At 74.1% G+C, this 21,499-nt stretch carries 17 protein-coding genes and 1 tRNA gene; 9 read left to right on the top strand and 9 right to left on the bottom strand.

Features of this window, described 5'->3' with window-relative positions; all coding sequences use genetic code 11:
• Positions 1 to 35: 35 nt before the first annotated feature.
• Positions 36 to 130, bottom strand: a tRNA-Sec gene (locus tag CAE01nite_RS09365).
• Positions 131 to 180: 50 nt separating this feature from the next.
• Between CAE01nite_RS09365 and selD the strand changes: the two genes are divergently transcribed.
• Positions 181 to 1,197: a selenide, water dikinase SelD gene (gene selD / locus CAE01nite_RS09360; protein WP_146903201.1), complete on the top strand. Its 1,017-nt coding sequence runs from the start codon at positions 181 to 183 to the stop codon at positions 1,195 to 1,197.
• A gap of 83 nt (positions 1,198 to 1,280) precedes the next feature.
• On the opposite strand, the gene CAE01nite_RS09355 is transcribed toward selD, so the two are convergent.
• The 3 genes from CAE01nite_RS09355 to CAE01nite_RS09350 form a co-directional block, all read right to left on the bottom strand.
• Complete coding sequence (locus CAE01nite_RS09355; protein WP_146903198.1) at positions 1,281 to 2,528, bottom strand: cysteine desulfurase family protein; 1,248 nt, start codon at positions 2,526 to 2,528, stop codon at positions 1,281 to 1,283.
• Positions 2,529 to 2,851: 323 nt separating this feature from the next.
• Positions 2,852 to 2,998: an MFS transporter small subunit gene (locus CAE01nite_RS18100; RefSeq protein WP_186816488.1), complete on the bottom strand. Its 147-nt coding sequence runs from the start codon at positions 2,996 to 2,998 to the stop codon at positions 2,852 to 2,854.
• A complete protein-coding gene (locus CAE01nite_RS09350; protein WP_146903195.1) occupies positions 2,995 to 4,416 on the bottom strand; it encodes an OFA family MFS transporter in 1,422 nt (473 codons plus the stop codon). The genes CAE01nite_RS18100 and CAE01nite_RS09350 overlap by 4 nt, the downstream gene beginning before the upstream one ends.
• Before the next feature lie 328 nt (positions 4,417 to 4,744).
• On the opposite strand from CAE01nite_RS09350, the gene fdh reads away from it, so the two are divergent.
• The 3 genes from fdh to nrfD all read left to right on the top strand — a co-directional run bounded on the left by fdh (position 4,745) and on the right by nrfD (position 10,208).
• Entirely contained in the window at positions 4,745 to 8,074 is a 3,330-nt protein-coding gene (fdh, locus tag CAE01nite_RS09340) for a formate dehydrogenase (protein ID WP_186816487.1), read from the top strand.
• Positions 8,071 to 9,033 carry a 4Fe-4S dicluster domain-containing protein gene (locus CAE01nite_RS09335; protein ID WP_246131117.1) on the top strand — a complete coding sequence of 321 codons (963 nt, stop codon included), beginning with the start codon at positions 8,071 to 8,073 and terminating at the stop codon, positions 9,031 to 9,033. Before fdh ends, CAE01nite_RS09335 begins: the two co-directional genes overlap by 4 nt.
• A 149-nt stretch (positions 9,034 to 9,182) precedes the next feature.
• A complete protein-coding gene (gene nrfD, locus CAE01nite_RS09330; RefSeq protein ID WP_146903186.1) occupies positions 9,183 to 10,208 on the top strand; it encodes an NrfD/PsrC family molybdoenzyme membrane anchor subunit in 1,026 nt (341 codons plus the stop codon).
• Between the two features lie 73 nt (positions 10,209 to 10,281).
• On the opposite strand, the gene CAE01nite_RS09325 is transcribed toward nrfD, so the two are convergent.
• Complete coding sequence (locus CAE01nite_RS09325) at positions 10,282 to 11,478, bottom strand: FAD-dependent monooxygenase (RefSeq protein WP_146903183.1); 1,197 nt, start codon at positions 11,476 to 11,478, stop codon at positions 10,282 to 10,284.
• 105 nt (positions 11,479 to 11,583) lie between these two features.
• On the opposite strand from CAE01nite_RS09325, the gene CAE01nite_RS09320 reads away from it, so the two are divergent.
• The 3 genes from CAE01nite_RS09320 (at position 11,584) to CAE01nite_RS09310 (ending at position 13,945) form a co-directional block, all read left to right on the top strand.
• The gene (locus tag CAE01nite_RS09320) at positions 11,584 to 12,093 is read left to right on the top strand and encodes a GNAT family N-acetyltransferase (protein ID WP_146903181.1); all 510 of its coding nucleotides are present in this window, start codon (positions 11,584 to 11,586) and stop codon (positions 12,091 to 12,093) included.
• A gap of 63 nt (positions 12,094 to 12,156) precedes the next feature.
• On the top strand, positions 12,157 to 13,185 hold the full coding sequence (locus CAE01nite_RS09315) for an MsnO8 family LLM class oxidoreductase (protein ID WP_246131116.1): 1,029 nt from the start codon (positions 12,157 to 12,159) through the stop codon (positions 13,183 to 13,185).
• A gap of 283 nt (positions 13,186 to 13,468) precedes the next feature.
• A complete protein-coding gene (locus tag CAE01nite_RS09310; protein WP_146903178.1) occupies positions 13,469 to 13,945 on the top strand; it encodes a hypothetical protein in 477 nt (158 codons plus the stop codon).
• 16 nt (positions 13,946 to 13,961) lie between these two features.
• Here the strand turns inward: CAE01nite_RS09310 and CAE01nite_RS09305 are convergent, their stop codons facing one another.
• The 4 genes from CAE01nite_RS09305 to CAE01nite_RS09290 all read right to left on the bottom strand — a co-directional run bounded on the left by CAE01nite_RS09305 (position 13,962) and on the right by CAE01nite_RS09290 (position 18,912).
• Complete coding sequence (locus CAE01nite_RS09305; RefSeq protein ID WP_146903175.1) at positions 13,962 to 14,582, bottom strand: class F sortase; 621 nt, start codon at positions 14,580 to 14,582, stop codon at positions 13,962 to 13,964.
• A gap of 4 nt (positions 14,583 to 14,586) precedes the next feature.
• The gene (locus CAE01nite_RS09300; RefSeq protein ID WP_146903172.1) at positions 14,587 to 15,954 is read right to left on the bottom strand and encodes a hypothetical protein; all 1,368 of its coding nucleotides are present in this window, start codon (positions 15,952 to 15,954) and stop codon (positions 14,587 to 14,589) included.
• A 120-nt stretch (positions 15,955 to 16,074) separates the two neighbouring features.
• Positions 16,075 to 17,766 carry a hypothetical protein gene (locus CAE01nite_RS09295; RefSeq protein WP_146903169.1) on the bottom strand — a complete coding sequence of 564 codons (1,692 nt, stop codon included), beginning with the start codon at positions 17,764 to 17,766 and terminating at the stop codon, positions 16,075 to 16,077.
• 18 nt (positions 17,767 to 17,784) lie between these two features.
• A complete protein-coding gene (locus CAE01nite_RS09290) occupies positions 17,785 to 18,912 on the bottom strand; it encodes a hypothetical protein (protein WP_146903166.1) in 1,128 nt (375 codons plus the stop codon).
• Between the two features lie 124 nt (positions 18,913 to 19,036).
• Between CAE01nite_RS09290 and CAE01nite_RS09285 the strand changes: the two genes are divergently transcribed.
• Positions 19,037 to 20,263 (top strand): O-antigen ligase family protein, encoded by a 1,227-nt coding sequence (locus CAE01nite_RS09285; RefSeq protein WP_146903163.1) that lies wholly within the window; start codon positions 19,037 to 19,039, stop codon positions 20,261 to 20,263.
• On the top strand, positions 20,257 to 21,474 hold the full coding sequence (locus CAE01nite_RS09280; protein WP_146903161.1) for an MATE family efflux transporter: 1,218 nt from the start codon (positions 20,257 to 20,259) through the stop codon (positions 21,472 to 21,474). The genes CAE01nite_RS09285 and CAE01nite_RS09280 overlap by 7 nt, the downstream gene beginning before the upstream one ends.
• Positions 21,475 to 21,499 lie beyond the last annotated feature (25 nt).

Genomic DNA, 21,499 nt, shown 5'->3' with positions numbered 1-21,499 from the left:
ACGTCGGACCGGAGCCGGCCCAGGGACACACCGTCTGGCGGAGGCGGACGGGAATCGAACCCGCCTGACCGAGATGCTCGGTCACTACGGTGTTGAAGACCGCGCCCGTCACCAGACGAGGAACGCCTCCGCGGTCATCCTAGGGACGCGCGACCTTGACGCACCTCCTAGCCTGGCCCGATGACCAGCGAGCTCGTCGACGTTCGCCTGACCCAGTACGCCGCCGGTGGTGGGTGCGCCTGCAAGGTGCCGCCCGGCGAGCTCGAGCGCGTGCTGGCGGACCTGCCGGGCGGCCGCGCGGCCGGGACCGGGGTCGGTGACCTCATCGTGGGCCTCGAGCACGGGGACGACGGCGCCGCCGTGCGGATCGACGCGGGCCCGGGCGGGCGTGCGGTGATCGCGACCGCCGACTTCTTCACCCCGGTCGTGGACGACGCCTACGACTGGGGCCGGATCGCCGCCGCCAACGCCCTGTCCGACGTCTACGCGATGGGGGGTGAGCCGCTGCTGGCGATCAACCTGCTGGGGTGGCCGCGCGCAAGGATCCCGTTCGAGCTCGCCGCCGAGGTGCTGCGAGGCGGCGCCGACATCTGCCAGGAAGCCGGCGTGCACCTGGCCGGCGGGCACAGCATCGACGACCCGGAGCCCAAGTACGGCCTGGCCGTCACCGGCTTCGGCACCGCTGACACCCTGCTGCGCAACGACGCCGCGACCCCCGGTGCCGCGTTGACCCTGACCAAGCCCCTCGGGCTGGGCATCCTCAACAACCGGCACAAGGCGACCGGGCAGCGCTTCGAGCAGGCCGTCGAGACCATGGTCACCCTGAACCGCGATGCCTCCCGGGCGGCCCTCGCCGCGGGCATCCGGGCCGCCACGGACGTCACCGGCTTCGGCCTGCTCGGTCATCTCTACAAGATGGCGCGCGCCAGCGGCGTCACCGCCGTCGTGGACGCGGCCGCGGTGCCCTACCTCGCCGATGCCCGGGAGTCCTTCGCGCAGGGCTTCGTGCCGGGCGGGAGCCGGCGCAACCTGGACTGGGTCCGCCCCCATCTGGACGCCGGGGTGGACGACGACGAGCTGCTGTTGCTCGCCGACGCCCAGACCTCCGGGGGGCTCCTGGTCGCCGGGGAGCTACCCGGGCATCCCGTCATCGGCGAGCTGATCCCCGCCGGCGAGCTCCCGCTCGTCATCCGATAGGCGGTCAGCGAGGATCGCCGGACCGCCCGCGGCGCCGCAGGTGGTCGCCAGGAGTGCCGGGTCGATGGCGAGAGAGCTGCAGCTCAGGGCCGGCGGCACCGGCCGAGGACCGCGCGCACGAGCTCGTCGGACGCTCTGTCGATGTCGGCGGCGGTCGTCCACCGGCCGATGGTGAGCCTGAGCGCGGACAGCCCCCGGGTCGGCGGCAGACCCATCGCGGTGAGCACGGGCGACGCCTGCTGGCGACCGGCGTGGCATGCCGATCCGGCGGACGCCGCCACGTGCCCACAGGTGTCGAGGAGCTCGTGGGACCGGGTGCCGTCGATGCTGACGTTGAGCGTGTGGGGCAGGCGCCGCTCAGGGTCTCCGTTGAGGTGCACCCGACCTGGCAGAGCGACCTCCAGCCGCCGGTGCAGATGGTCCCGCAGGGCCGCCAGACGCCCGGGAGCACCGTTGGCCAGCTCCGCACCCGCCAGCTCCGCCGCGACACCCAGCGCGACGGCGTAGGCCACGTTCTCCGTTCCGGGGCGCATGCCCCACTCCTGCCCACCACCACCGATGAGCGGGGTGACTGGCACGCCATCACGGACGTACAGCGCGGCGATGCCCTTGGGGGCGTACATCTTGTGCCCCACCAGGGTCAGCAGGTCCACACCGAAGCTGCTCGCATCCAGCGGGAGCTTGCCCACCGTCTGGGCGGCGTCCGTGTGGAACAGCGCACCCGCCTCGTGCGCGATCTGCGCGAGCTCGGCGATCGGCTGCATGGTTCCGGTCTCGTTGTTCGCGTGCATCACCGAGACCAGCACCGTCTTCTCTCCGACGGCCTCGCGGAGGTCCTCGGGGCTCACTCGCCCGAGCTCGTCGACCCGCAGGACGGTCAACCGCGCGCCATGGTGGGCCACCGCCGAGCGGCACGCCGCCAGCACGGCGGGGTGCTCGGTGGCCTGGGTGATGACGTGCGGTGCACGGGTGCCCGCGTCGACCGCTGCTGCCACGACCCCGCGGATCGCCAGCGCGTCCGCTTCCGTCCCGCTACCGGTGAACGTCAGCCGTCCCGCGGGCACACCGATCAGCCGAGCCACCTGCTCGCGGGCGCGCGCCAGCGCCTCTGCGGCGGCCAGCCCGTACGCGTGAGTGCTGGACGGGTTCCCGAAGTCGGTGAGCAGGGTCGACACCAAGGCGTCCACCACCCGGGTGTCGACCGGCGTCGTGGCGTTGTAGTCGAGGTACACCCGGTCCGTCAGCAGGCCAGGCGGCACTCCGGCGCCCCGGCCGTCGGCATCGACGACCGGGTCGCCCGTCGGCGCGGCTGGGGAAGTTGTCGAGACCATGCTTGTCTCCCGCCCGAACGACGTGCTCGTCGGTCTGCTAGGGGTGATCCGCCCGTATTCGCGTTGCGCCCCGAGCTCCGCGACGGCGCTGCAGCGCACCGCCGCGAGGCGAAGGCCGGGTGCAGTCGATCATGGCCCGGAGCACGCAGGTGCACCTGCAGCGGAAGGGGCACCGCCGGCCGGGACGGCAACGAGCTGTGCGGCCACCTGCCGGCGCTGCCCCCGGTGAGGCGCCGTGCGGGGGACGCCGATGATGCGCACAGCACGGCGCTGCGCCCCCGCTCGCGGCAGCGGACGGGGGCGCGGCAGGGGGAGCCGGACGATCAGCCGAACAGCGCGCCGGCAGCCCTCACCGCGTTGTACAGGCCGTAGGCCAGCGGGACGCTGACCAGAGCCCAGGCGAAGGCGATGAGGCCGACTGGGGTGTGGGTGGTCGGCTGCTCGCCGGGGCTCGATGCGGGAGTGCTCATCGGGTCAGGCTCCGATCTGCGGTCGTGGACGCCGCGGTGGGGACGTCGGTGGCCTTCGGCTCAGACCACTTCTCGGCGACCGGCCTGATCAGCAGATTGGCGACGAACCCCACCGCCAGCAGTCCGACCATGATGAACAGCGCGGGCCGGTAGTCACCGGCGGTGAGCTGGCCGGGCGTTCCCCGGGCATCCAGGACGCCGTTGACGATCAGCGGCCCCACGACACCGGCGGCCGCCCAGGCGGTCAGCAGCCGGCCGTGGATGGCGCCCACCTGATAGGTGCCGAACAGGTCGCGCAGGTAGGCCGGGACCGTGGCGAAGCCGCCGCCGTAGAAGCTGATGATGATGGCGGCCGTCAGCACGAAGATCCAGGTGGCCGCGCTGCCGAGAGTGGCCAGGATGATGTACAGCAGCATGCCGCCGCCGAGGTAGATCATGTAGATCGGCTTGCGGCCGATGAAGTCCGACGTCGAGGACCAGACGAAGCGGCCGCCCATGTTGAACAGCGAGAGCAGGCCGACGAAGCCGGCGGCGGTCGCGGTCAGCACCAGCGAGGTGCCACCCCGGCGGAAGAAGTCCTGGATCATCGGCGCGGCCTGCTCGAGGATGCCGATGCCGGCGGTCACGTTGCAGAAGAGCACCGTCCACAGCAGCCAGAACTGCGGCGTCTTGATGGCGTTGTTGGCCGAGACGTTCTCGGTGGTGACCAGCGCCTTCTTCTTGACCGTCGCCGGGTCGAACCCGTGCGGCCGCCAGTTCGGCGCCGGCACCCGGATGATGAACGCGCCGAAGAGCATGAAGACCGCGTACAGCGCGGCCAGGGTCAGGAACAGCCCGGCCACCGCGTTGCCGTTGGGCACGGTGCCGGCGACGGCCGGGTCGTAGCTGGGGTCGTACCAGTTCATGAGCTGGCGGGACAGCGGCGAGGCGATGAGTGCGCCACCACCGAAGCCCATGATGGCCATGCCGGTGGCGAGGCCGGGACGGTCCGGGAACCACTTGATCAGAGTGGAGACCGGGGAGATGTAGCCGATGCCCAGGCCGATGCCGCCCAGGAAGCCGTAGCCCAGGTACAGAAGCCACAGCTGCTCGGTGTAGATGCCGAGGGAGCCGACGAGGAAGCCGCTCACCCAGAACACGGCGGAGGTGAACATCGCGGCGCGCGGGCCGTTCGTGTCCACCCACGTGCCGAAGACGGCGGCCGAGAGGCCCAGCATCACGATGGCGATCGAGAAGATGATGCCGATCGCGGTGAGGCTCGCGTCGAAGTGCTCGACGAGGGCCACCTTGTAGACGCTGGTGGCGTACGCCTGACCGATGCTGAGGTGGACGGCGAGCGCGGCCGGCGGGATGAGCCAGCGGTTGAAGCCCGGCCTGGCGACGATGCGGTCGCGGGCCAGGAAGGCAGGTACGGCCACGAGCGGAACCTCCGGGACGGACGGGACGAGTGACCGGACGGCACGACCGGCGCGGCGTCCGATGACCGTGTGATATCGGTCACCTCCGGCGCACCGTACGTCCTCGCCCGGGAAGGCGCACCTCTGGACTCGCCGCCGCCCCCGTGGCCGGCGTGGCCACCCGCCGCCACCTCGGGTCCGTCGTCCACCGGGGGAGCCGCCCGGGCATCGCCGTGGTCGGGGAGCCGGTTCCCCCGGCGAGTCCCCGCTCGTCAACGGATGAGAGGTCTGCAAGGATCACCGAACCGCCTGCGAGGGAGCGGGTGGTCGACCCACGGGGAGGCGTGGCATGGGCATCGGTGACGGGCTGAGCAAGACGTTCCTGTCCTGGCCGGTCGTGCGCCAGCTCACCGGGCCCGACCCGCTCGGCCGCGGCCCGGCCGCCCGCTCCCGGCACACCGAGGAGCTCACCGCCCGCACCGAGACCGCCGACCGCGTCGCCCGCAGCGTCTGCCCGTACTGCGCGGTGGGATGCGGTCAGCGCGTGTACGTCAAGGACGAGCAGGTCGTCCAGATCGAGGGCGACCCCGACAGCCCGGTCTCCCGAGGCCGGCTGTGCCCCAAGGGGTCCGCGAGCAAGAACCTCGTCACCAGCTCGCTGCGGGAGACCAAGGTGCGCTACCGCAGGCCCTACGGGACCGAGTGGGAGGACCTCGAGCTCGACGTCGCGATGGAGATGATCGCCGACCGGGTGGTCAAGGCACGCAACGACTCGTGGCAGGACCTCGACGACGACAAGACGGTCCGGCGGACGCTGGGCATCGCGAGCCTCGGAGGGGCGACCCTCGACAACGAGGAGAACTACCTCATCAAGAAGCTGTTCACCGCGATGGGCGCCATCCAGATCGAGAACCAGGCGCGTATTTGACACTCCGCGACGGTCCCCGGTCTGGGGACCTCGTTCGGGCGCGGCGGCGCCACCGGGTTCCTCCAGGACCTGGCCAACGCGGACTGCATCGTCATCCAGGGCTCCAACATGGCCGAGGCCCACCCGGTGGGCTTCCAGTGGGTGATGGAGGCCAAGGCGCGCGGTGCCAGGGTCATCCACGTCGACCCCCGGTTCACGCGCACCAGCGCGCTCGCCGACACCTTCGTCCCGCTGCGCGTCGGCACGGACATCGCGTTCCTCGGCGGCGTCATCAACTACGTGCTGCAGAACGAGCTCGACTTCCGCGAGTACGTCGTGGCCTACACCAACGCCGCGGTCATCGTCAGCGAGGACTTCCAGGACACCGACGACCTCGACGGGCTGTTCTCCGGCTTCGACCCCGAGACCCGGACCTACGACCCCACGAGCTGGCAGTACGAGGGGAGCGAGACCTCCGAGGACGGCGGCGGGGACCAGGACCACGTCCTCCAGCGGGAGACGGCCAGTGGCCTGCAGCACGAGACGCACGGAGCCGGTGTCACGAGCGACCCTCCGCGCGACGAGACCCTGCAGCACCCGAGGTGCGTCTACCAGATCCTCAAGCGGCACTTCGCGCGCTACACCCCCGAGCTGGTCTCGCAGACCTGTGGCGTCTCGACCGAGGCCTTCCTGGAGGTGGCACGGGCCTTCGCCGAGAACTCCGGGCGCGAGCGCACCACGGCGCTCGTCTACAGCGTGGGCTGGACCCAGCACAGCGTGGGGGTGCAGTACATCCGGACCGGCGCCATCCTCCAGCTCCTCCTCGGCAACATGGGGCGCCCCGGCGGCGGGATCATGGCGCTGCGCGGGCACGCCAGCATCCAGGGCTCGACGGACATCCCGACGCTGTTCAACCTGCTCCCGGGCTACCTGCCGATGCCGACCGCCGGCAAGGACGACTCCCTCGACGAGTGGCTCGACGGGATCAGCCACCCGGGCTCCAAGGGGTACTGGGCCAACGCGCGCGCGTACGGCGTGAGCCTGCTCAAGGCCTACTGGGGCGACGCCGCGACGCCGGAGAACGACTTCTGCTTCGACTACCTGCCGAAGATCACCGGCGACCACGGCACCTACCGCACGGTGCTCGACATGATCGACGGCAAGGTGAAGGGCTACTTCCTGCTCGGGCAGAACCCTGCGGTCGGCTCGGCGCACGGCAAGGCGCAGCGTCTGGGGATGGCCAACCTGGACTTCATGGTGGTGCGCGACCTGTTCGAGATCGAGAGCGCGTCGTTCTGGAAGAGCTCGCCGGAGGTCGAGACCGGGGAGATCGTTCCCGAGGAGTGCCGCACCGAGGTGTTCCTCATGCCCGCCGCGTCGCACGTGGAGAAGGAGGGCACGTTCACCCAGACCCACCGCATGCTGCAGTGGCGCGAGAAGGCCGTCGAGCCGCCGGGCGACTGCCGCTCGGAGCTGTGGTTCTTCTACCACCTCGGCCGGATGATCCGGGAGCGCCTGGCGGGGTCCACGGAGGACCGCGACCGACCGCTGCTCGACCTCGCGTGGGACTACCCGATGGTCGGCGAGACGGACGACCCCGACGCCGAGGCCGTGCTCATGGAGATCAACGGCTTCGACGTCGCGACCCGCCGGCCGCTCTCCTCCTTCACCGAGATGAAGGAGGACGGGTCGACGATCGGCGGCTGCTGGATCTACACCGGGGTGTTCAAGGACGGGGTGAACCAGGCGGCCCGGCGCAAGCCCGGGTCGGAGCAGAGCTACGTGGCGCCCGAGTGGGGCTGGGCCTGGCCGGCCAACCGCCGCACCCTGTACAACCGCGCCTCCGCCGACCCGGAGGGGAGGCCGTGGAGCGAGCGCAAGGCCTACGTCTGGTGGGACGCCGAGCGCGGTGAGGCGGGGGAGTGGACCGGTCACGACGTCCCCGACTTCGAGGTCACCAAGGCGCCGTCCTACCGCGCGCCGGAGGGCAGCGACGGGGTCGCGGCGATCGAGGGGGTGGACCCGTTCATCATGCAGGGCGACGGGAAGGGGTCCCTCTACGTCCCCAAGGGACTCATCGACGGTCCGCTGCCGACGCACTACGAACCGGTCGAGTCGCCGTTCCCGAACCCGATCTACGCGCAGCAGGCCAACCCCACGCGCAAGGAGTACGCCCGTTCGTCGAACCGCCTGAACCCCAGCCCGCCCGAGGCGCACGCCGAGGTCTTCCCCTACGTCTTCACGACCAGCCGGTTGACCGAGCACCACACCGCCGGTGGCATGAGCCGCTACGTCGCGCGGCTCGCGGAGCTGCAGCCGGAGATGTTCGTCGAGGTCTCGCCCGAGCTCGCGGCGGAGCGCGGGCTGGAGAACGGTGGCTGGTGCCACGTGGTCACGGCCCGCGCGGCTGTCGAGGGGCGGGTGCTGGTGACGGACCGCCTGTCGCCGCTGCGCGTCGAGGGTCGCACCGTCCACCAGGTGTGGCTGCCGTACCACTGGGGCACGGGTGGCATGGTCACCGGCGACTCCGCCAACGACCTCTTCGGCATCGCGCTCGACCCGAACGTCCTCATCCAGGAGAGCAAGGTGGGCACCTGTGACGTCCTGCCAGGACGCCGCCCGACGGGCCCCGACCTCCTCGCGTTCGTCGCGGGCTACCAGCGCCGGTCCGGCGTGCACGACGACCATGTGCGGCCCATCGTGACCGCCGGGCCGGGTGCCGGGATGCTGCACTCCGGCGACGAGACGCCCGACCCCACGGGAGGTTCATGATGGCAGGCGAGCGCAGCTTCTTCGGTCCGGTCGACCCGGCGGCCGACGCGGGCTACGACGAGGACCACCCCAAGCGCAAGGGGTTCTTCACCGACACGAGCATCTGCATCGGCTGCAAGGCCTGCGAGGTGGCGTGCAAGGAGTGGAACGACGTGCCGGCCACGCACTTCGACATGCTCGGCTCGTCGTACGACAACAGCTTCTCCCTGAACGCGAACCAGTGGCGGCACGTCGCGTTCATCGAGCAGGCGAAGCCGATGGGGGAGCAGGAGTCCGGGCTGCGGCGCCAGGCCGTCGCCCTCGGCATGCCGACGATGGGGCCTCCCGGTAGCGTGCCGCCGGAGCCGGGGGAGGACGACGCCGTCGACCGTCCCGACTTCCGCTGGCTGATGTCCTCCGACGTGTGCAAGCACTGCACGCACGCGGCGTGCCTCGACGTCTGCCCGACCGGTTCGCTGTTCCGCACCGAGTTCGGCACGGTCGTCGTGCAGGACGACATCTGCAACGGCTGCGGCTACTGCGTCCCGGCCTGCCCCTACGGCGTGATCGAGCGCCGCAAGGGCCCCGAGGGCGCCAAGAACGTCGGCATCGCGCAGAAGTGCACGCTCTGCTACGACCGCCTGGGTGCCGGCAGCACCCCGGCCTGCGCGCAGGCGTGCCCGACCCAGTCGATCCAGTTCGGGGACGTCGAGGAGCTCCGCGAGCGGGCGAACGCCCGGGTCGAGCAGCTGCACGAGGCGGGGATCATGGACGCCCGGCTCTACGGCAACGACCCCGAGGACGGGGTCGGAGGGACCGGGGCGTTCTTCCTGCTGCTGGACGAGCCGGAGGTCTACGGCTTCCCGCCGGACCCGGTGGTGACGACGAAGGACCTGCCGCACATGTACAAGCGGGCCGGTGCCGCCGCGCTGACGCTGCTCGCCGGTGCCGCCCTCGCGTTCGTCGGTGGACGCCGGTGACCGCCTCGCCGGACGACGGGAGCGGATCGGTCGGACGCGAGGGCGTGCAGGACACCCGCCCGGACATCGCCGCCACACCGGGCTCCGCCGGGGGGCGCAGGAGGCGGCGGGGCGGCCGCAGCGGGGGTGGCGGCGGGGGCGACCGGTCGATGGTGCCTGAGGCGACGTTCACCTCCTACTACGGCCGGGCGATCGTCAAGCCGTCGCCGTGGGAGGCGGACATCCCGACGTACCTGTTCGCGGGCGGGGTCGCCGCGGGGTCCTCGCTGATCGCCGCCGGTGCGGACCTGACCGGTCGGCCGATCCTGCGACGGTCCGGACGCCTGGCGGCGATCGCGGCCCTAACGGTGTCCATGGTGGCCCTGGTGCACGACCTCGGGAGGCCCGAGCGCTTCCTCAACATGCTGCGGGTGGCGAAGGCGACCTCGCCGATGTCGGTCGGCACCTGGATCCTGAGCAGCTACGGACCCTTCGCCGGGGCGGTCGCCGCCACCGAGGTCGTCTCGATGCTGCCGTCACGCCTCCGTGTGGGGCCGCTGCGGCTGGCGCGCCTCGTGGACCGCCCGGCCGGCCTGCTCGCCGCCCTGCTCGCCCCGCCCGTGGCCGCCTACACCGCCGTGCTGCTCTCCGACACGGCGACACCGTCGTGGCACGCGGCCTACCGGGAGCTCCCCTTCGTGTTCGTCGGCTCCGCGGCCGCCGCCTCGGCCGGCCTCGGGCTCGTCGCCGCGCCGGTCCACGAGACCGGCCCGGTGCGCAGGCTGGCGCTCGGCGGGGCGGTGCTCGAGCTCGTCATGGAGCACCGGATGGAGCGGACGATGGGGATCACGGCCGAGCCGCTGCACCAGGGCACGGCCGGCCGCCTCATGCGGGCGGCCAAGGTCCTGACCGCCGCCGGGGGAGCAGCATCGTTGTTCGCGGGCCGGAGTCGCACGGCCGCGGTCGTGTCCGGGGTGGCCCTGCTCGCGGGGTCGGCGTGCACCCGCTTCGGCGTCTTCGAGGCGGGGCAGGAGTCCGCCAAGGACCCGAAGTACACGGTCGTCCCCCAGCGGGAGCGCCTGGAGCGGGGCGAGCCCGTCCGCTTCCGCGAGCGGTCCGGGTCGCCGGCGCCGAGCCCGACGGACCCGGTCACCGGCGACCGGAGCGGCGACCACCGACCAGCCGCCGACACCTGATGAGCGGTGCCGTCCGGCCGGGGCCGACCCGTCGTGGTGCTGCCGCTGCGGGCACAGCGGGCAGGGAGCGGGCCTAGTCGCTCGGTGCTCTCCAGCCCACGACGGGGTGCATCGCCGCGAGGAGCACCGTCGTGGGGAGGTGGTCGGCCACCCGGAGCGCCGCGGTCCTGGCCGCAAGCGCCGGGGGACGGTGCGCCTGGCCCACGCGCCCCATCAGGGTGGACTGCCGCGCGATCCTCGTCGTCCGGGACAGGCGGGCGGCTGTGTAGCGCTCCAGCGCCGTGCCCAACGGCCGCCCGGGCAGGGAGACCTCGCGCGCGAGCACGACCGCGTCCTCGATCGCCGTGCAGCCACCCTGACCCAGATCGGGGGTCATGGCGTGCGCCGCGTCCCCGACCAGCGCGGTGCGGCCGGCGTGCATCGCCGGAAGGGGTCGCGCGAGGTGGACGGAGTCGTGACGGAGCGCCTCCGCCGCGGTCGTCGACCGGATGAGCGTGGGGATGGGCTCGTGCCACGTGCCGAAGTGCGCCAGCAGAGTGGCCCTCTCGTCCGCCGTCGGCGACGCCCCGCGCGCTGGGCTGGACGCGGTCGCCCAGCAGTAGACCCGCCCGCCCGCCAGGGGGAGGGCGCTGAAGCGTCGACCGGGACCCCACGTCTCGAACTGGTACCGGAGGGTCGCTCCCACGGCCGGCCGCGGCAGCAGGCGCCAGGTGGCGTAGCCGGCGTACCGCAGCTCGCGATGCTTGGGGAACAGCGCCGCCCGGGTCGACGACGCCGCGCCGTCGGCGGCGACCACGAGGTCGGCCTCGAGACGGTCCGAGCCGGTCGTCCTCACGGCGGCGCGCCGGCGAGGGCTCCCCGGCTCGGCCACCGAGACCGTGACGCCCGTGCGCAAGGCGCTCTCGGGCAGCTGACGCGCCAGGGCGTCGATCAGCTCGCTCCGCAGCAGGACGACGGCGACCTGACCACGCTCGCGAGCCGTCGAGCCCAGGTCCCGGCGCAGGAGCCATCGACCGTCGGGGGTGCGGTAGCCGCCCGGACCGGTCAGCGCACGCGATCGGAGCTCGGGGCCGACCCCGATGACGTCCAGCGCGCTCATGGCGTTGGGGAACAGGACCAGCCCGGCGCCCACCGGCGACAGGTCGGCGGCACGCTCGAGGACTTGGACGCGCCACCCGCGCTGGTGCAGGGCGACCGCCGCGGTCAGGCCTCCGACCCCGGCGCCGATGATCACCGCTGTGCGACCTCCCGCGGCCTCGCCGTCCTCCATCGCGCCATGCTGGCACGGCTCGACCCGCGTCCGGCAGGGCGTGAGCGCATGTGACGGCGCCGGTCGCGGTCCGGCCCGGGCCCCGCTCGGCTACCGTCGCGACCCGTGACCGTCGTCCTGCACCGATCCGCCGTCCGGACCATCGACCCGCTCGAGCTCTACGCGATCCTGCGCCTGCGGGTGTCCGTGTTCGTCGTGGAGCAGGCGTGCCCCTACCCGGAGCTGGACGGGCGGGACGTCGAGGCCGGCGCCGAGCTGCTGTGGGCCACGGACTCCGGCGACGTGGTCGCGACCCTGCGCGTGCTGCACGACGCCGACGGCGCTCTGCGCGTGGGCCGCGTCGCCACGGCGCCGGCCGCGCGGTCCCGGGGTGTCGCGGCGGAGCTCATGCGCGCCGCCCTGGACCGCTGCGCCGAGATCGACCCGTCCGCCGCCGTCGTCCTCGACGCCCAGGCGCACCTGGCTCCCTGGTACGGCCGGTTCGGCTTCACCGTCGACGGGGACGCGTTCGACGAGGACGACATCCCGCACGTGCCGATGCGGCGCGAGGCGCAGGTCGCGCCCGGTGCGCCGGGCGCGACGGACGGCGACCCGGCGCACCGGGCGCGCGCCTAGGAGCACGTGATCGCAGTCGTGCGGGCGACGGAACAACCCGTGGCCGGGCGACGCTGCACTGGCGTGATCGACCCCGAGGTGCGGCTCTCGCTGCTGGACAGGTCCCGCACGCGCGTGGACGAACCGGAGGGCGTGGCACTGCGGGGCACCGTCGCGCGCGCGGGCCACGCCGAACGGCTGGGGTACGACCGGTTCTGGGTCGCCGAGCACCACGGGGTCCCCGGTGTCGCCGGCGCGGCACCGGCGGTGCTGCTGACGGCCGTCGCGGGCGCGACGCGCACCATCCGCATCGGCTCGGCGGGGGTGATGCTGCCGCACCACCAGCCGCTCGTCGTCGCCGAGCAGTTTTCGACCCTGTCGGCCTTCGCCCCGGACCGGGTGGACCTCGGGCTCGGTCGCTCGCCGGGCTTCACGGCACCGGTCCGCCGGGCCCTGCGGCAGGTCGACCGTGACTTCGCGGCCGACCTCGCCGAGCTGCGCGCGTACCTCGACGGGACGGCGGAGATCACCGTGCACCCGCGGCCGGACGGCGCGGTGCCGATGTACGTGCTGGCCACGGGCAGCGGCCTGCCGGTCGCGGCGGAGCTCGGTCTCCCGGTGGTCGTCGGGGGCCCGCTCCTCGGGGTGGGTGGTGATCCGGCCCCCGGCCTGGAGGCGCTGGCCGGCTACCGGTGCGCATTCCGCCCGTCCCGGCAGCAGCCCGACCCGTGGGTGGCGGTCAGCCTCGACGTCCTGGTCGCCGGCACCAGCAGCGAGGCGGCCGACCTCCTGCTGCCCGAGGCGTGGGCGATGGCCCGGAGCCGGACCACCGGGGTGTTCCCGCCGCTGGAGCCGGTGTCCGCCGTGCGGACCGCGGCACGTACCCCGCGGCAGCAGCAGTACCTCGAGCAGACCGCAGCAGCCGCGATCGCCGGGACACCCGCCGAGGTGGAGCGCCGGCTCGCCGAGCTGCTCGACCGGACCGGGGCTGCCGAGCTCGTCGCATCCAGCAGCACCTTCGACCGCGCCGCCCTGGCGGCCTCCGACGCGGCGCTGGCCGCGCTGTTCGGCCGACGGCCGAGGGACGCCGCCGCCCCGGTCCCCCTCGGCTAGACCGCCGACCTCCCCGCCGCAGGCGAGGCGACGCAGTCGTCCGTGACCGGCAGGGGGCGCGGCGGATCACGCCTCGCCCGCGAGGGTTGTGGGTGCGGGGGTCCGCGGATGAGGATCAGGACCGCCGGCCGGCTCCGGAGCGGACCCGCCGGCCCGGAGCCGAGCCGGCTGGACGCGTCCCGACGGTCCGCCTCGCATCCCGGTCGGGATGACGTCAGGGTGGACCCAACGGCTCGGGAGCCGGGTGCCGGACGGCCGCGCCGAGCGCGGGAGAAGGAGAGTCGTGGACCTCGTGGTGTACGACGACGACGATCGGCGCTACGTGCCGTGGTGGGCGAGCATCGCCGCCGTCGTCCTGACGGGGGTGCTCGCCGCCGGGATCACGTTCGCGTTCGCCCGCTCCCAACCGGAGCAGGTGGGCGAGCCCGGCGATCCGCAGGTCGCGCGCTCGGCCGACGCGGCGCCGCCGTCGACGGCCTCGCCGGCACCGACCCAGACGGAGGTGCCCGGCGACGCCGCGGGCTCCGCCTGCGCGACGGCGCTCGCGTGGGCGGACGCGGTGGCGCAGCGCTCGACGGCGCTCGACCAGGCGCTCGCGGACCACACGCGGATCATGGACGAGCTGCTCGCGCAGCGACTGACCACCGAGCAGGCGCTCGACCAGACCCTGCCCGTGCTGACGCGTGGGGCGACCGAGCGGGACCGCCTCGAGGACGAGCTGGCCGCCTACCGGTCGTCGCGCGAGGCCTGCACGCCCTGACGGGCGACGGGGCGGGTCAGGGCAGGGCGCTGGCCCAGACCACGACGTTGTCGACGTAGTGGCCGGTGGCGCGGTCGAAGCGCCCGCCGCAGGTCACCAGGCGCAGCTCCGGCTCCAGCCCGGGGAGGTAGACCGCCTCGGTGGGGAAGCGGGTCTTCGGGAACGACTGCAGCCGGTCCACCGCGAAGCGCTGCACGGAGCCGTCGTCACCGACGACCTCGACGACGGTGCCGGGGCGGGCCTGCGGCAGGCGGACGAAGACCGCCGGACCGCTCGTGGAGTCCACGTGGCCGAGCAGGACCGCCGGGCCCGGTTCGCCGGGGCGGGCCCCGCCGTCGTACCAGCCGACGTCGTCCCACTCCGTCGGCACCTCGACACTGCCGTCCTCGGCCTTGCCGACGGCCCCGACCTCGGCGTCGACGCCGAGGTCCGGGATGCGCACCCGCACGGGCACCGGGCCGCGGGCGACCTCCCGCACAGCCGTGAAGTCCTGCGGCGGAGGCGGCGGCGGGCTGACGTCGGGAGCGGGGCTGACCGCGACCGGTCGCGCGGTGGTGTCCGGCACCGACGACGTGCAGCCCGGCAGGACGAGGGCGACGACGGCGGCGACGGCGACGAGGGTGGCGACGCGGCGCACGCGCCTAGTCCCCGTCGGCTCGTCCGCCGCCGCCCGTCGCGGCGCCGCCCTGGGGCAGCCGGGCCGCCACGACGTCACCGATGGCGGTCGCCAGCGTCTGGGCGAGCTCGAACATGTGGCCGTAGCCCTGCTCGGCCTGCGCCTGCGCCTCGTCGAGGTCGTCGACCGCCCAGGCGTCGAGCTGACGCCGCAGGTGGTCGTCGTGCTGGGTCAGCGACGCCGCCAGGTCGATCGCCGGGAGGCGCTGCTCGGTCGCGCCCGCGAGGAAGCGCGCCAGCCGCGGCGCGTAGTCGACGCCGTTCTGCCGCGCCGCGTTGCGGGCCTCCTGGTCGGGGGTGCCGGCGTATTGGATCAGCGCCTCGACGTGGTCCGCCCAGATCGTCAGGAACTCCCCGCTCGCGGGAGCGCCGTAGAGGAGCGACACCGCGGCGCCGAGGTCCGTGGTGTTCGCGTTGATGGCGCGGCCGGCGGCGTCGAAGTCGGGGGAGCGGTCCTGCGCGGCCCGCATCGCCTGGACCATCAGGCCCATGTGCTCGGCCAGGAGCCGGCTCAGGGCCGACTGCAGGTCGAGGCGTGGGGCGTCGAGCTCGGCCGTCGACAGCCCCTTCGCCGCCGCGATCCCCCGCGCCAGCGCGTCGGCCATGCCGATCATGTGGGCGAAAGCGGTGCGCTGCAGGGTGTAGGCCGTATCGAAGTCCCCGCGGTGGAACGCGTCGGCCTGGCCGAGCAGGTGCTCACCGTGCATCGTGGCCCCCGCGGTGAGCGCCTCGAGGCTGAGCTGCCCCCCGGCGACGCCGTGCAGGACGGTCGCGAGCTCGCTCTCCGCCTGGGTGTACTGCGTCCGCGCGGAAGCGGCACCCGCGGCGTCGTCGTCCCGCAGCGCGACGGCGTAGTCGTGCAGGATGTCCACGTGCCGGTGCCAGGCGGTGCCGAAGCTCGCGCCCGTCGCCTCACCGCCGAGCGAGGCCACCGCGTCCACGAGCTGCTGCTCGTTCCGCTCCACCGCGTCCACGGCGGCCGAGGCGCGGGCGTCGTCGCCCGTCAGCGTGCTGCGGACGTGCTCGTCGGCCAGGAGCAGGTGGGCACCCAGCAGCCGCTCGAACGTGCTGCGCAGCTGCACGACGTCCGACGGTGCGACCTGTGTGCGGGGCGTGGTCGCTGCCAGGACGGCCGGGGCACCAGCGGCACCCGGGGCACCCGGGGCACCCGGGGCACCCGGGGCGCTGTGAGCAGCGTGCTCCCGGGGTGGGCGCCCGCCTGCCGCGTCCGCGCCCACCGCGCCCGGTGCCCCGCCGCACGCGGCGGTGGTCAGCAGGGCGCCGAGAGCCAGCGGCACGAAGCGGCGGACGAGGTGCGTCGAGAAGGGTGTCATGCGGCATCTCCGACGTTGCCGGTCGCGCCTGGGCACCAGCCGGGGGGCCGGACCGCGCGATGCCGCCATACTCGCACCGCCAGACGCTGCGCGGGGCGGAACGGCGCGAGCAGGCGAGGTCTACCGGCGAGCGGGGTCCCCGGTCTCCGCGGGCCGACTGTCGTGGTCGGCCGGGTCGGCGTCGTCCTCCGCGGGCCGACCTTCCTGGTCCGCCGGCTCGACGTCGTCCACCGCATCGACGCCCACCGCGCCGACGCTTGCACCCGATCCTCGTAGCAGGCGACGAGGACGAGGTCGGACGACGGTGCGGGTCTGCTCCGGACCCGTCGCGACGGCCCCGTCCACGGTCCCGCCGACGGCGGCCAGCAGGGCAGCGGCGTGGCGTGCCGAGCTCACCGGCGTGCCGCTGAGGCGCACCACGAGGGCGGTGGAGTCCACGGAGAGCGCGACCTCCAGGCCCTCGGGTGAGGAGAGCAGCGGCGGGGTGAGCAGCACGACCACGTCGGCGGTCGTGCGCAGGTCGCCGACCAGCTTGTCGAGGGGAGCGGGCCCGTCCCCGTCGCCCTCGCCGACCCCCGACGCCACGCGCAGCACCCGCACGCGCGGGGCGACCTCCGCGTCGTCGCCCCACCAGCCCAGGTCGTGCGCCTCCGGCATCTCGCCCTCCGGACGGACGGAGTCGCGGGGGCCGGCCATCGGTGGCAGCGACAGCAGGGGCCCCACCCGGTCGGCGCCGGCCGGTGTCACCTCCACCAGGGTCGTCGAGTGGCCGGACGCCCCCAGCGCGAGCGCGAGACCGCACGCGACCACGGCGGCCCCGTCGTCGGTGGAGGTGCTCGTCAGGTGCACCACGCTCGGGCCCGCGTCCCGCCGCGTGGGCAGGAGCGTTGAGCGCAGCAGGCGCAGCGGTGCCGCCACCCCCGCCCCACCCGCCCGGAGCGCCGCGGAGACCATGGCCGCCCCGGCGTTCGGGACCACGGCGAGGACGCGGACGCGCCGCCGCCCGTCCCCCTCGCCCGTGGGGACGACCAGCGCCCTGGCCAGCGACTCCGCGGTGTGGGCGCTGCCGTCGAGGGCGTCCCGCACCGCGGCCGCCACCAGGCCGAGGGCCAGTCCGATGAGGGCGGCCCCGGCCAGCAGGAGGGGTCCGGGGAGCGCGTCGTCGTCGAGCGGCGGCTGGGCGGGGGCGATGACCCGGGCCCAGCCCTGTCGCGCGAGCGCCTCGTCCACGACGAGGGCCGTCCGGGCCTCCTCGAGTGCGGAGCGCTGCTCCCGCAGAGCCGTCCGCTGCGCCTCGGTGGCGGTGACGAGCCGCGCGTCGAGCTCGTCGATGGCGTCCGTGAGCGCGCGGAACGCCGTCTCGCTCTGCTCGACCGCGGCGCTGCGGCGGAGGTCGACGTACGCGTCGGCGTAGGCGTTCGCCGCGGCAGCGGCGCGGTCGGGCGTCGCGGCGGTCGCCGACAGCGTCAGCACGGTGCTGCCCTCGTCCGCCGCGGCGTCCAGCTCCACGTCGAAGCTCAGCTGCTCCTGGACGCGCTGCACCACCTGGGTGCTCCGCGCGATGAGCGCCTCGTCCGCCACGCGGGGGGCGTTGCCCGCCGGAGCGCCCCCGCCCGCGAGCGCTGCGCTGACGTCCACCTGCGCGGCGGCGGTGTACCGCGCCTCGGCACGGGACAGCGCGACCCCCGCCACCGCCGTGCAGATCACCGCGACCAGGACGACGAGCAGGGCTCGCCGGCGCAGCACGCCCACCCACGCGCGCAGGGCGGTGTCCTCCGGCTCGGCCTCGGACCTCGTCAGCGGCCAGCTCACCGTCGACCTGTCCGGCGGTCAGCCGCTGTCACGCGCGCGGCGCGTCGCGTCGACCCAGGCCTGGGGGACCGGCTCCTCCGGCCACCCGGTCCCCCACCAGTCGTGGCGCTCGGTGTAGGCCCAGACGTACCGCTCGCTGTGGTCCAGCGCGTTCTCGAGCGTGGTCTGCCACAGCGCCGTGTCCATCGGCCGACCCAGCCACGGCCGGTCGTACACCCCGAAGGACACGTCGACGGTCGCGGCGTAGTCGGCGCGCAGGCCCGGGGGGACGATGTCGCCCTCGCTCGGCAGCCCGGTGTCCAGCCACGCCCGGGCCGCACGAAACTCCTCGGGGGAGCGCAGGGTGTAGAGCTCCCCGCCGTCCGCGAAGGACGATCCCGTCGCACGCGCGGCCTCGACCATGCCGATGAGGAAGTGCCCGCGGACGGCCAGCGGGCGCGAGATGTCGTTGTAGGGGACGTCCTCGAGGGCGTCGTCCGTGCTCGGGTCGCTCGCCCAGGCGCCGAAGCTCGTCAGGACCGTGAGGCCCGGCGCGGCCTCGACCATGGCGCGCATGGTCTGCGCGCCGCGCTCCCGGGCCACGTCGGCGCACTGCTCGTCGGTCAGACGGGGGCAGACCGTCCAGCGTGACCAGGACGACCCGAAGTAGGACTCGACGTCGAAGAAGATGCCCTCGGCCCCTGCCTCGGACGCCGCACGCGCCACCGCACCGAAGTTGGCGACCGGGGTGGTCCAGGAGCCGGAGAACGGTCCGGCCGGCGTGGCGTAGACGATCACGAAGTTGTGGCTCATCCGGGTCGTCCGGGCGGCGACCATGGGAGCCAGGACGGCGCGCGCGTGGTCGAGGCTCAGGGGGGCCTGGCGCATGACCTTGCTGGAGACGCCGGGGGCGGTCACGACGACGCCGTCGAAGGGCGAGGCCGCCATGGCGGCGGCGTTCTCGGCCACGAACCGCGGGGTCGGGATGTCCCAGCCGTGCTTGAGCAGGAGCGGGCGCTGCGCGGGCTCCGCCACGACGGGGGCCGGGACCTCCTCCGTCACGACCGGGGCAGGGACCTGGGTGGAGCGCTGGTCCGCGGTCGAGAACCCGGCGGTCACGACCGCGGCAGCGACCGCCAGGACCAGTGCTGCCGTCTTGTGCGCCATACGACCACGCCTCCGCCCTGAGGGTTCCGCCGGCGGACGCCCGAGCGCCCGTGCAGATGATGGCTCAGCCGAACAGTACTCCGACCCGAGCGGATCGCCCTAGTCTCCGCAGGGGGGAGGGCCCATGCGCGTGCCTGAGCAGGTGGGGACGGCCGTCCGTGCGGCACGGGACGTACCTGCACGGGCGCCTGCCTCGATGCTCCTGCTGGGCGGCTGGGCGTTCCTGCTGCCCGTGCAGCTCGTCAGCCCGCTCGGCCTGCGCGTGGCCCCGTCGGACCTGCTCCTCCTCGCCTACCTCGGGCTGCGCCTGCCGTGGCTGCGGCGCGTCCCCGAGGCCTGGAGCCCGTGGACCCACGCCCTGACCGGCGCCCTCGCGGTCGGGCTCCTGGTGTCCCTCGTGCGCGTGGGGTCGGTGACGTCGTACGCGCTGGTCCAGAAGGGACTCGGCTTCGGCCTGCTGCTGCTCATCTACCTCTGCGTGGTCGACGCCGTCAGGACGTGGTCCGACGCCCGCTGGCTGCTCAGGGCCTTCCTCTGGGGCGTGCTGCTGCACGCGGCGGTGGCCCTGGCCGCGTTCGGCCTGGCGGCGAGCGGGGTGGCGGAGGTACCGCTCGTGAACCAGCCCTTCCCGCGCGCACGGCTGGCGGGGTTGCTCGTGGACCCCAACGCCTTCGGCGGCCTGGTGGCGCTGGGCCTGGCGCTGCACCTGATGACCGTCGCCAGCTCGGTGCCCCTGCTGCGCGGCGCCGCCGCCCGGTCCGCCGGGTTCGTGCTCCCCCTCGCCCTGGTGCTCACGTTCTCCCGGTCGGCGTGGATCGGCTTCGCCGTCGCGCTCGTCGTGGCGGGCGCGGTGGCGCCGAGGGTGGCCGCGGTCGCGCTGGTGCGCACGGTCGCGCCCCTGGCGGTGGTCCTGCCGGTCGTCGTCCTCACCCTCGTGCCGGACGCGGCCGCTCTCGTGAGCCGTCCGGACCAGGTGGGCGCGCGACTGTCCCTCGCGGCCGGCGCGGTGGACGACTTCGTGGCGTACCCGCTCCTGGGCACCGGCCTGGGGGTGAACGCCGCGACCTCGGAGAACATCGTCCACAACACCGCCCTGTGGACGCTGGCGGAGATGGGCCTGGTCGGGTTCGTCGCCTTCGCGGGCTTCGCCCTGGCCAACGCCGCACGGATGCTCGCCGCCGCGCGCGCCGTGGACGGCGCGGACCGGTCGCTGCTGCTGGCGCTGCTCTCCGCTCACGCGGCGATGCTCGGCGTGTCCACGGGCATCGAGGCCCTCTACCAGCGGCACTGGTGGCTGGTCCTCGCGGTCGGCGGCGCCCTCGTCGCGTGCTCGCGGAGGGAGCGGTGGTAGTCGACGACCGGCCGCACAGGCTGGCCGGCGCGCCGTGGGGCGTCCTGGACCAGGCGATCAGCACGGGGACCAACTTCCTGCTGACGATCGTCGTGGTCCGCAGTGCCTCCTTGGAGGACTTCGGCGCCTTCTCCCTCGTGTACGTCATCTACATCTTCGCGTTGGGCCTGCTGCGCACCAGCGGCGGGAACGTCCTGACCGTCGCCTTCGCCGGCGACGAGGAGCGGCTGGCCGTCGCCTCCAGGTCGTTCCTGGGCTACGCGCTCGGCTGCGGCGGCGCGATCGGCGGCGCAGCGGCGGTCGGCTCCCTCGCCGTGGGCGGCACGGTGCGTCACGCCCTTCTCGCGCTCGCGGTCGCGATGCCGTTGCTCATGGTGCAGGACGCCCTGCGGAGCATCCAGTTCGCCCGCGGGCACCCGGCGCGGGCCGCGGAGACCGACGCCGTGTGGGCGCTGGTGCTGGTGGCGCTGCTCGTCCCGCTCGTCCTCGCGGGGGAGTCACGCCCGTGGGTCTTCCTCGCGGCCTGGGGTGCCGGCGGCGCGGTGGCGGCCGGTGCTGCGCTGGCGCGCGCGCGGCTGCGGCCGGCTCGGCCCTCGGTGCTGCGCTGGCTCCGGGCGCAGTCCCGCCTCGTCGTCCCCATGGTCGGGGCGTACGCGCTCTCGCAGTTCCCGCCGCAGCTGGTCTACCTGTGCATGCCGTTCGTCAGCGATCTGCACGAGCTGGGGGCCGTCCGCGCGGCGTACGTGCTCTTCGGCCCGATGGCGGTGGTCTTCAGCGGGCTCTCCGCCACCGCGCTGCCCGCCGCGGTGCGCGCCGCCGGTGGCCCGGGGGTCCTGCTCCTCACGCGACGGCTGTCCCTGGTGCTGGCGCTCGTGGCGGTCGGCTGGGGAGCCGCGGTGGTGCTCGCTCCGGACCCCCTGGGCGTGCTCGTGCTGGGGCCGAGCTGGGAGGGCACCGCGGCCGTCCGCGCGTTCCTGGCGGTCAGCGGCCTCGGTGAGGCGGTCCTGGTCGGCGCCTGGGTCGCGCTCTCGGCCCTGCAGATGCCCGGGCGCCTGGTGCGCGTCCGGCTGGTGACGGCGCCGGTGCAGCTGGTCGCCGGGCTGGTGCTCAGCTGGCGCTTCGGAGCCGTCGGCACCGCCGCCGCGTTCGCCCTGGCCAACGTGCTGACGGCGGCCCTAGCCTGGCGGCGCGTGCCGAGATCATCCGGATGAACGGGTCCGTCGCAGCAAGGCGACG

The sequence above is a fragment of the Cellulomonas aerilata genome (assembly GCF_007991755.1).
GTDB lineage: Bacteria > Actinomycetota > Actinomycetes > Actinomycetales > Cellulomonadaceae > Pengzhenrongella > Pengzhenrongella aerilata.
The sequence above is the reverse complement of the archived record's forward strand: the minus strand, read 5'-3'. Positions and strand labels throughout refer to the sequence as shown.

Excerpts from the sequence above, each read along its gene's own strand:
- selD (WP_146903201.1), top strand. The coding sequence starts at position 181 with ATGACCAGCGAGCTCGTCGACGTTCGCCTGACCCAGTACGCCGCCGGT.
- CAE01nite_RS09355 (WP_146903198.1), bottom strand. The coding sequence starts at position 2,528 with ATGGTCTCGACAACTTCCCCAGCCGCGCCGACGGGCGACCCGGTCGTC.
- CAE01nite_RS18100 (WP_186816488.1), bottom strand. The coding sequence starts at position 2,998 with ATGAGCACTCCCGCATCGAGCCCCGGCGAGCAGCCGACCACCCACACC.
- CAE01nite_RS09335 (WP_246131117.1), top strand. The coding sequence starts at position 8,071 with ATGATGGCAGGCGAGCGCAGCTTCTTCGGTCCGGTCGACCCGGCGGCC.
- nrfD (WP_146903186.1), top strand. The coding sequence starts at position 9,183 with ATGGTGCCTGAGGCGACGTTCACCTCCTACTACGGCCGGGCGATCGTC.
- CAE01nite_RS09325 (WP_146903183.1), bottom strand. The coding sequence starts at position 11,478 with ATGGAGGACGGCGAGGCCGCGGGAGGTCGCACAGCGGTGATCATCGGC.
- CAE01nite_RS09300 (WP_146903172.1), bottom strand. The coding sequence starts at position 15,954 with ATGACACCCTTCTCGACGCACCTCGTCCGCCGCTTCGTGCCGCTGGCT.
- CAE01nite_RS09290 (WP_146903166.1), bottom strand. The coding sequence starts at position 18,912 with ATGGCGCACAAGACGGCAGCACTGGTCCTGGCGGTCGCTGCCGCGGTC.
- CAE01nite_RS09285 (WP_146903163.1), top strand. The coding sequence starts at position 19,037 with ATGCGCGTGCCTGAGCAGGTGGGGACGGCCGTCCGTGCGGCACGGGAC.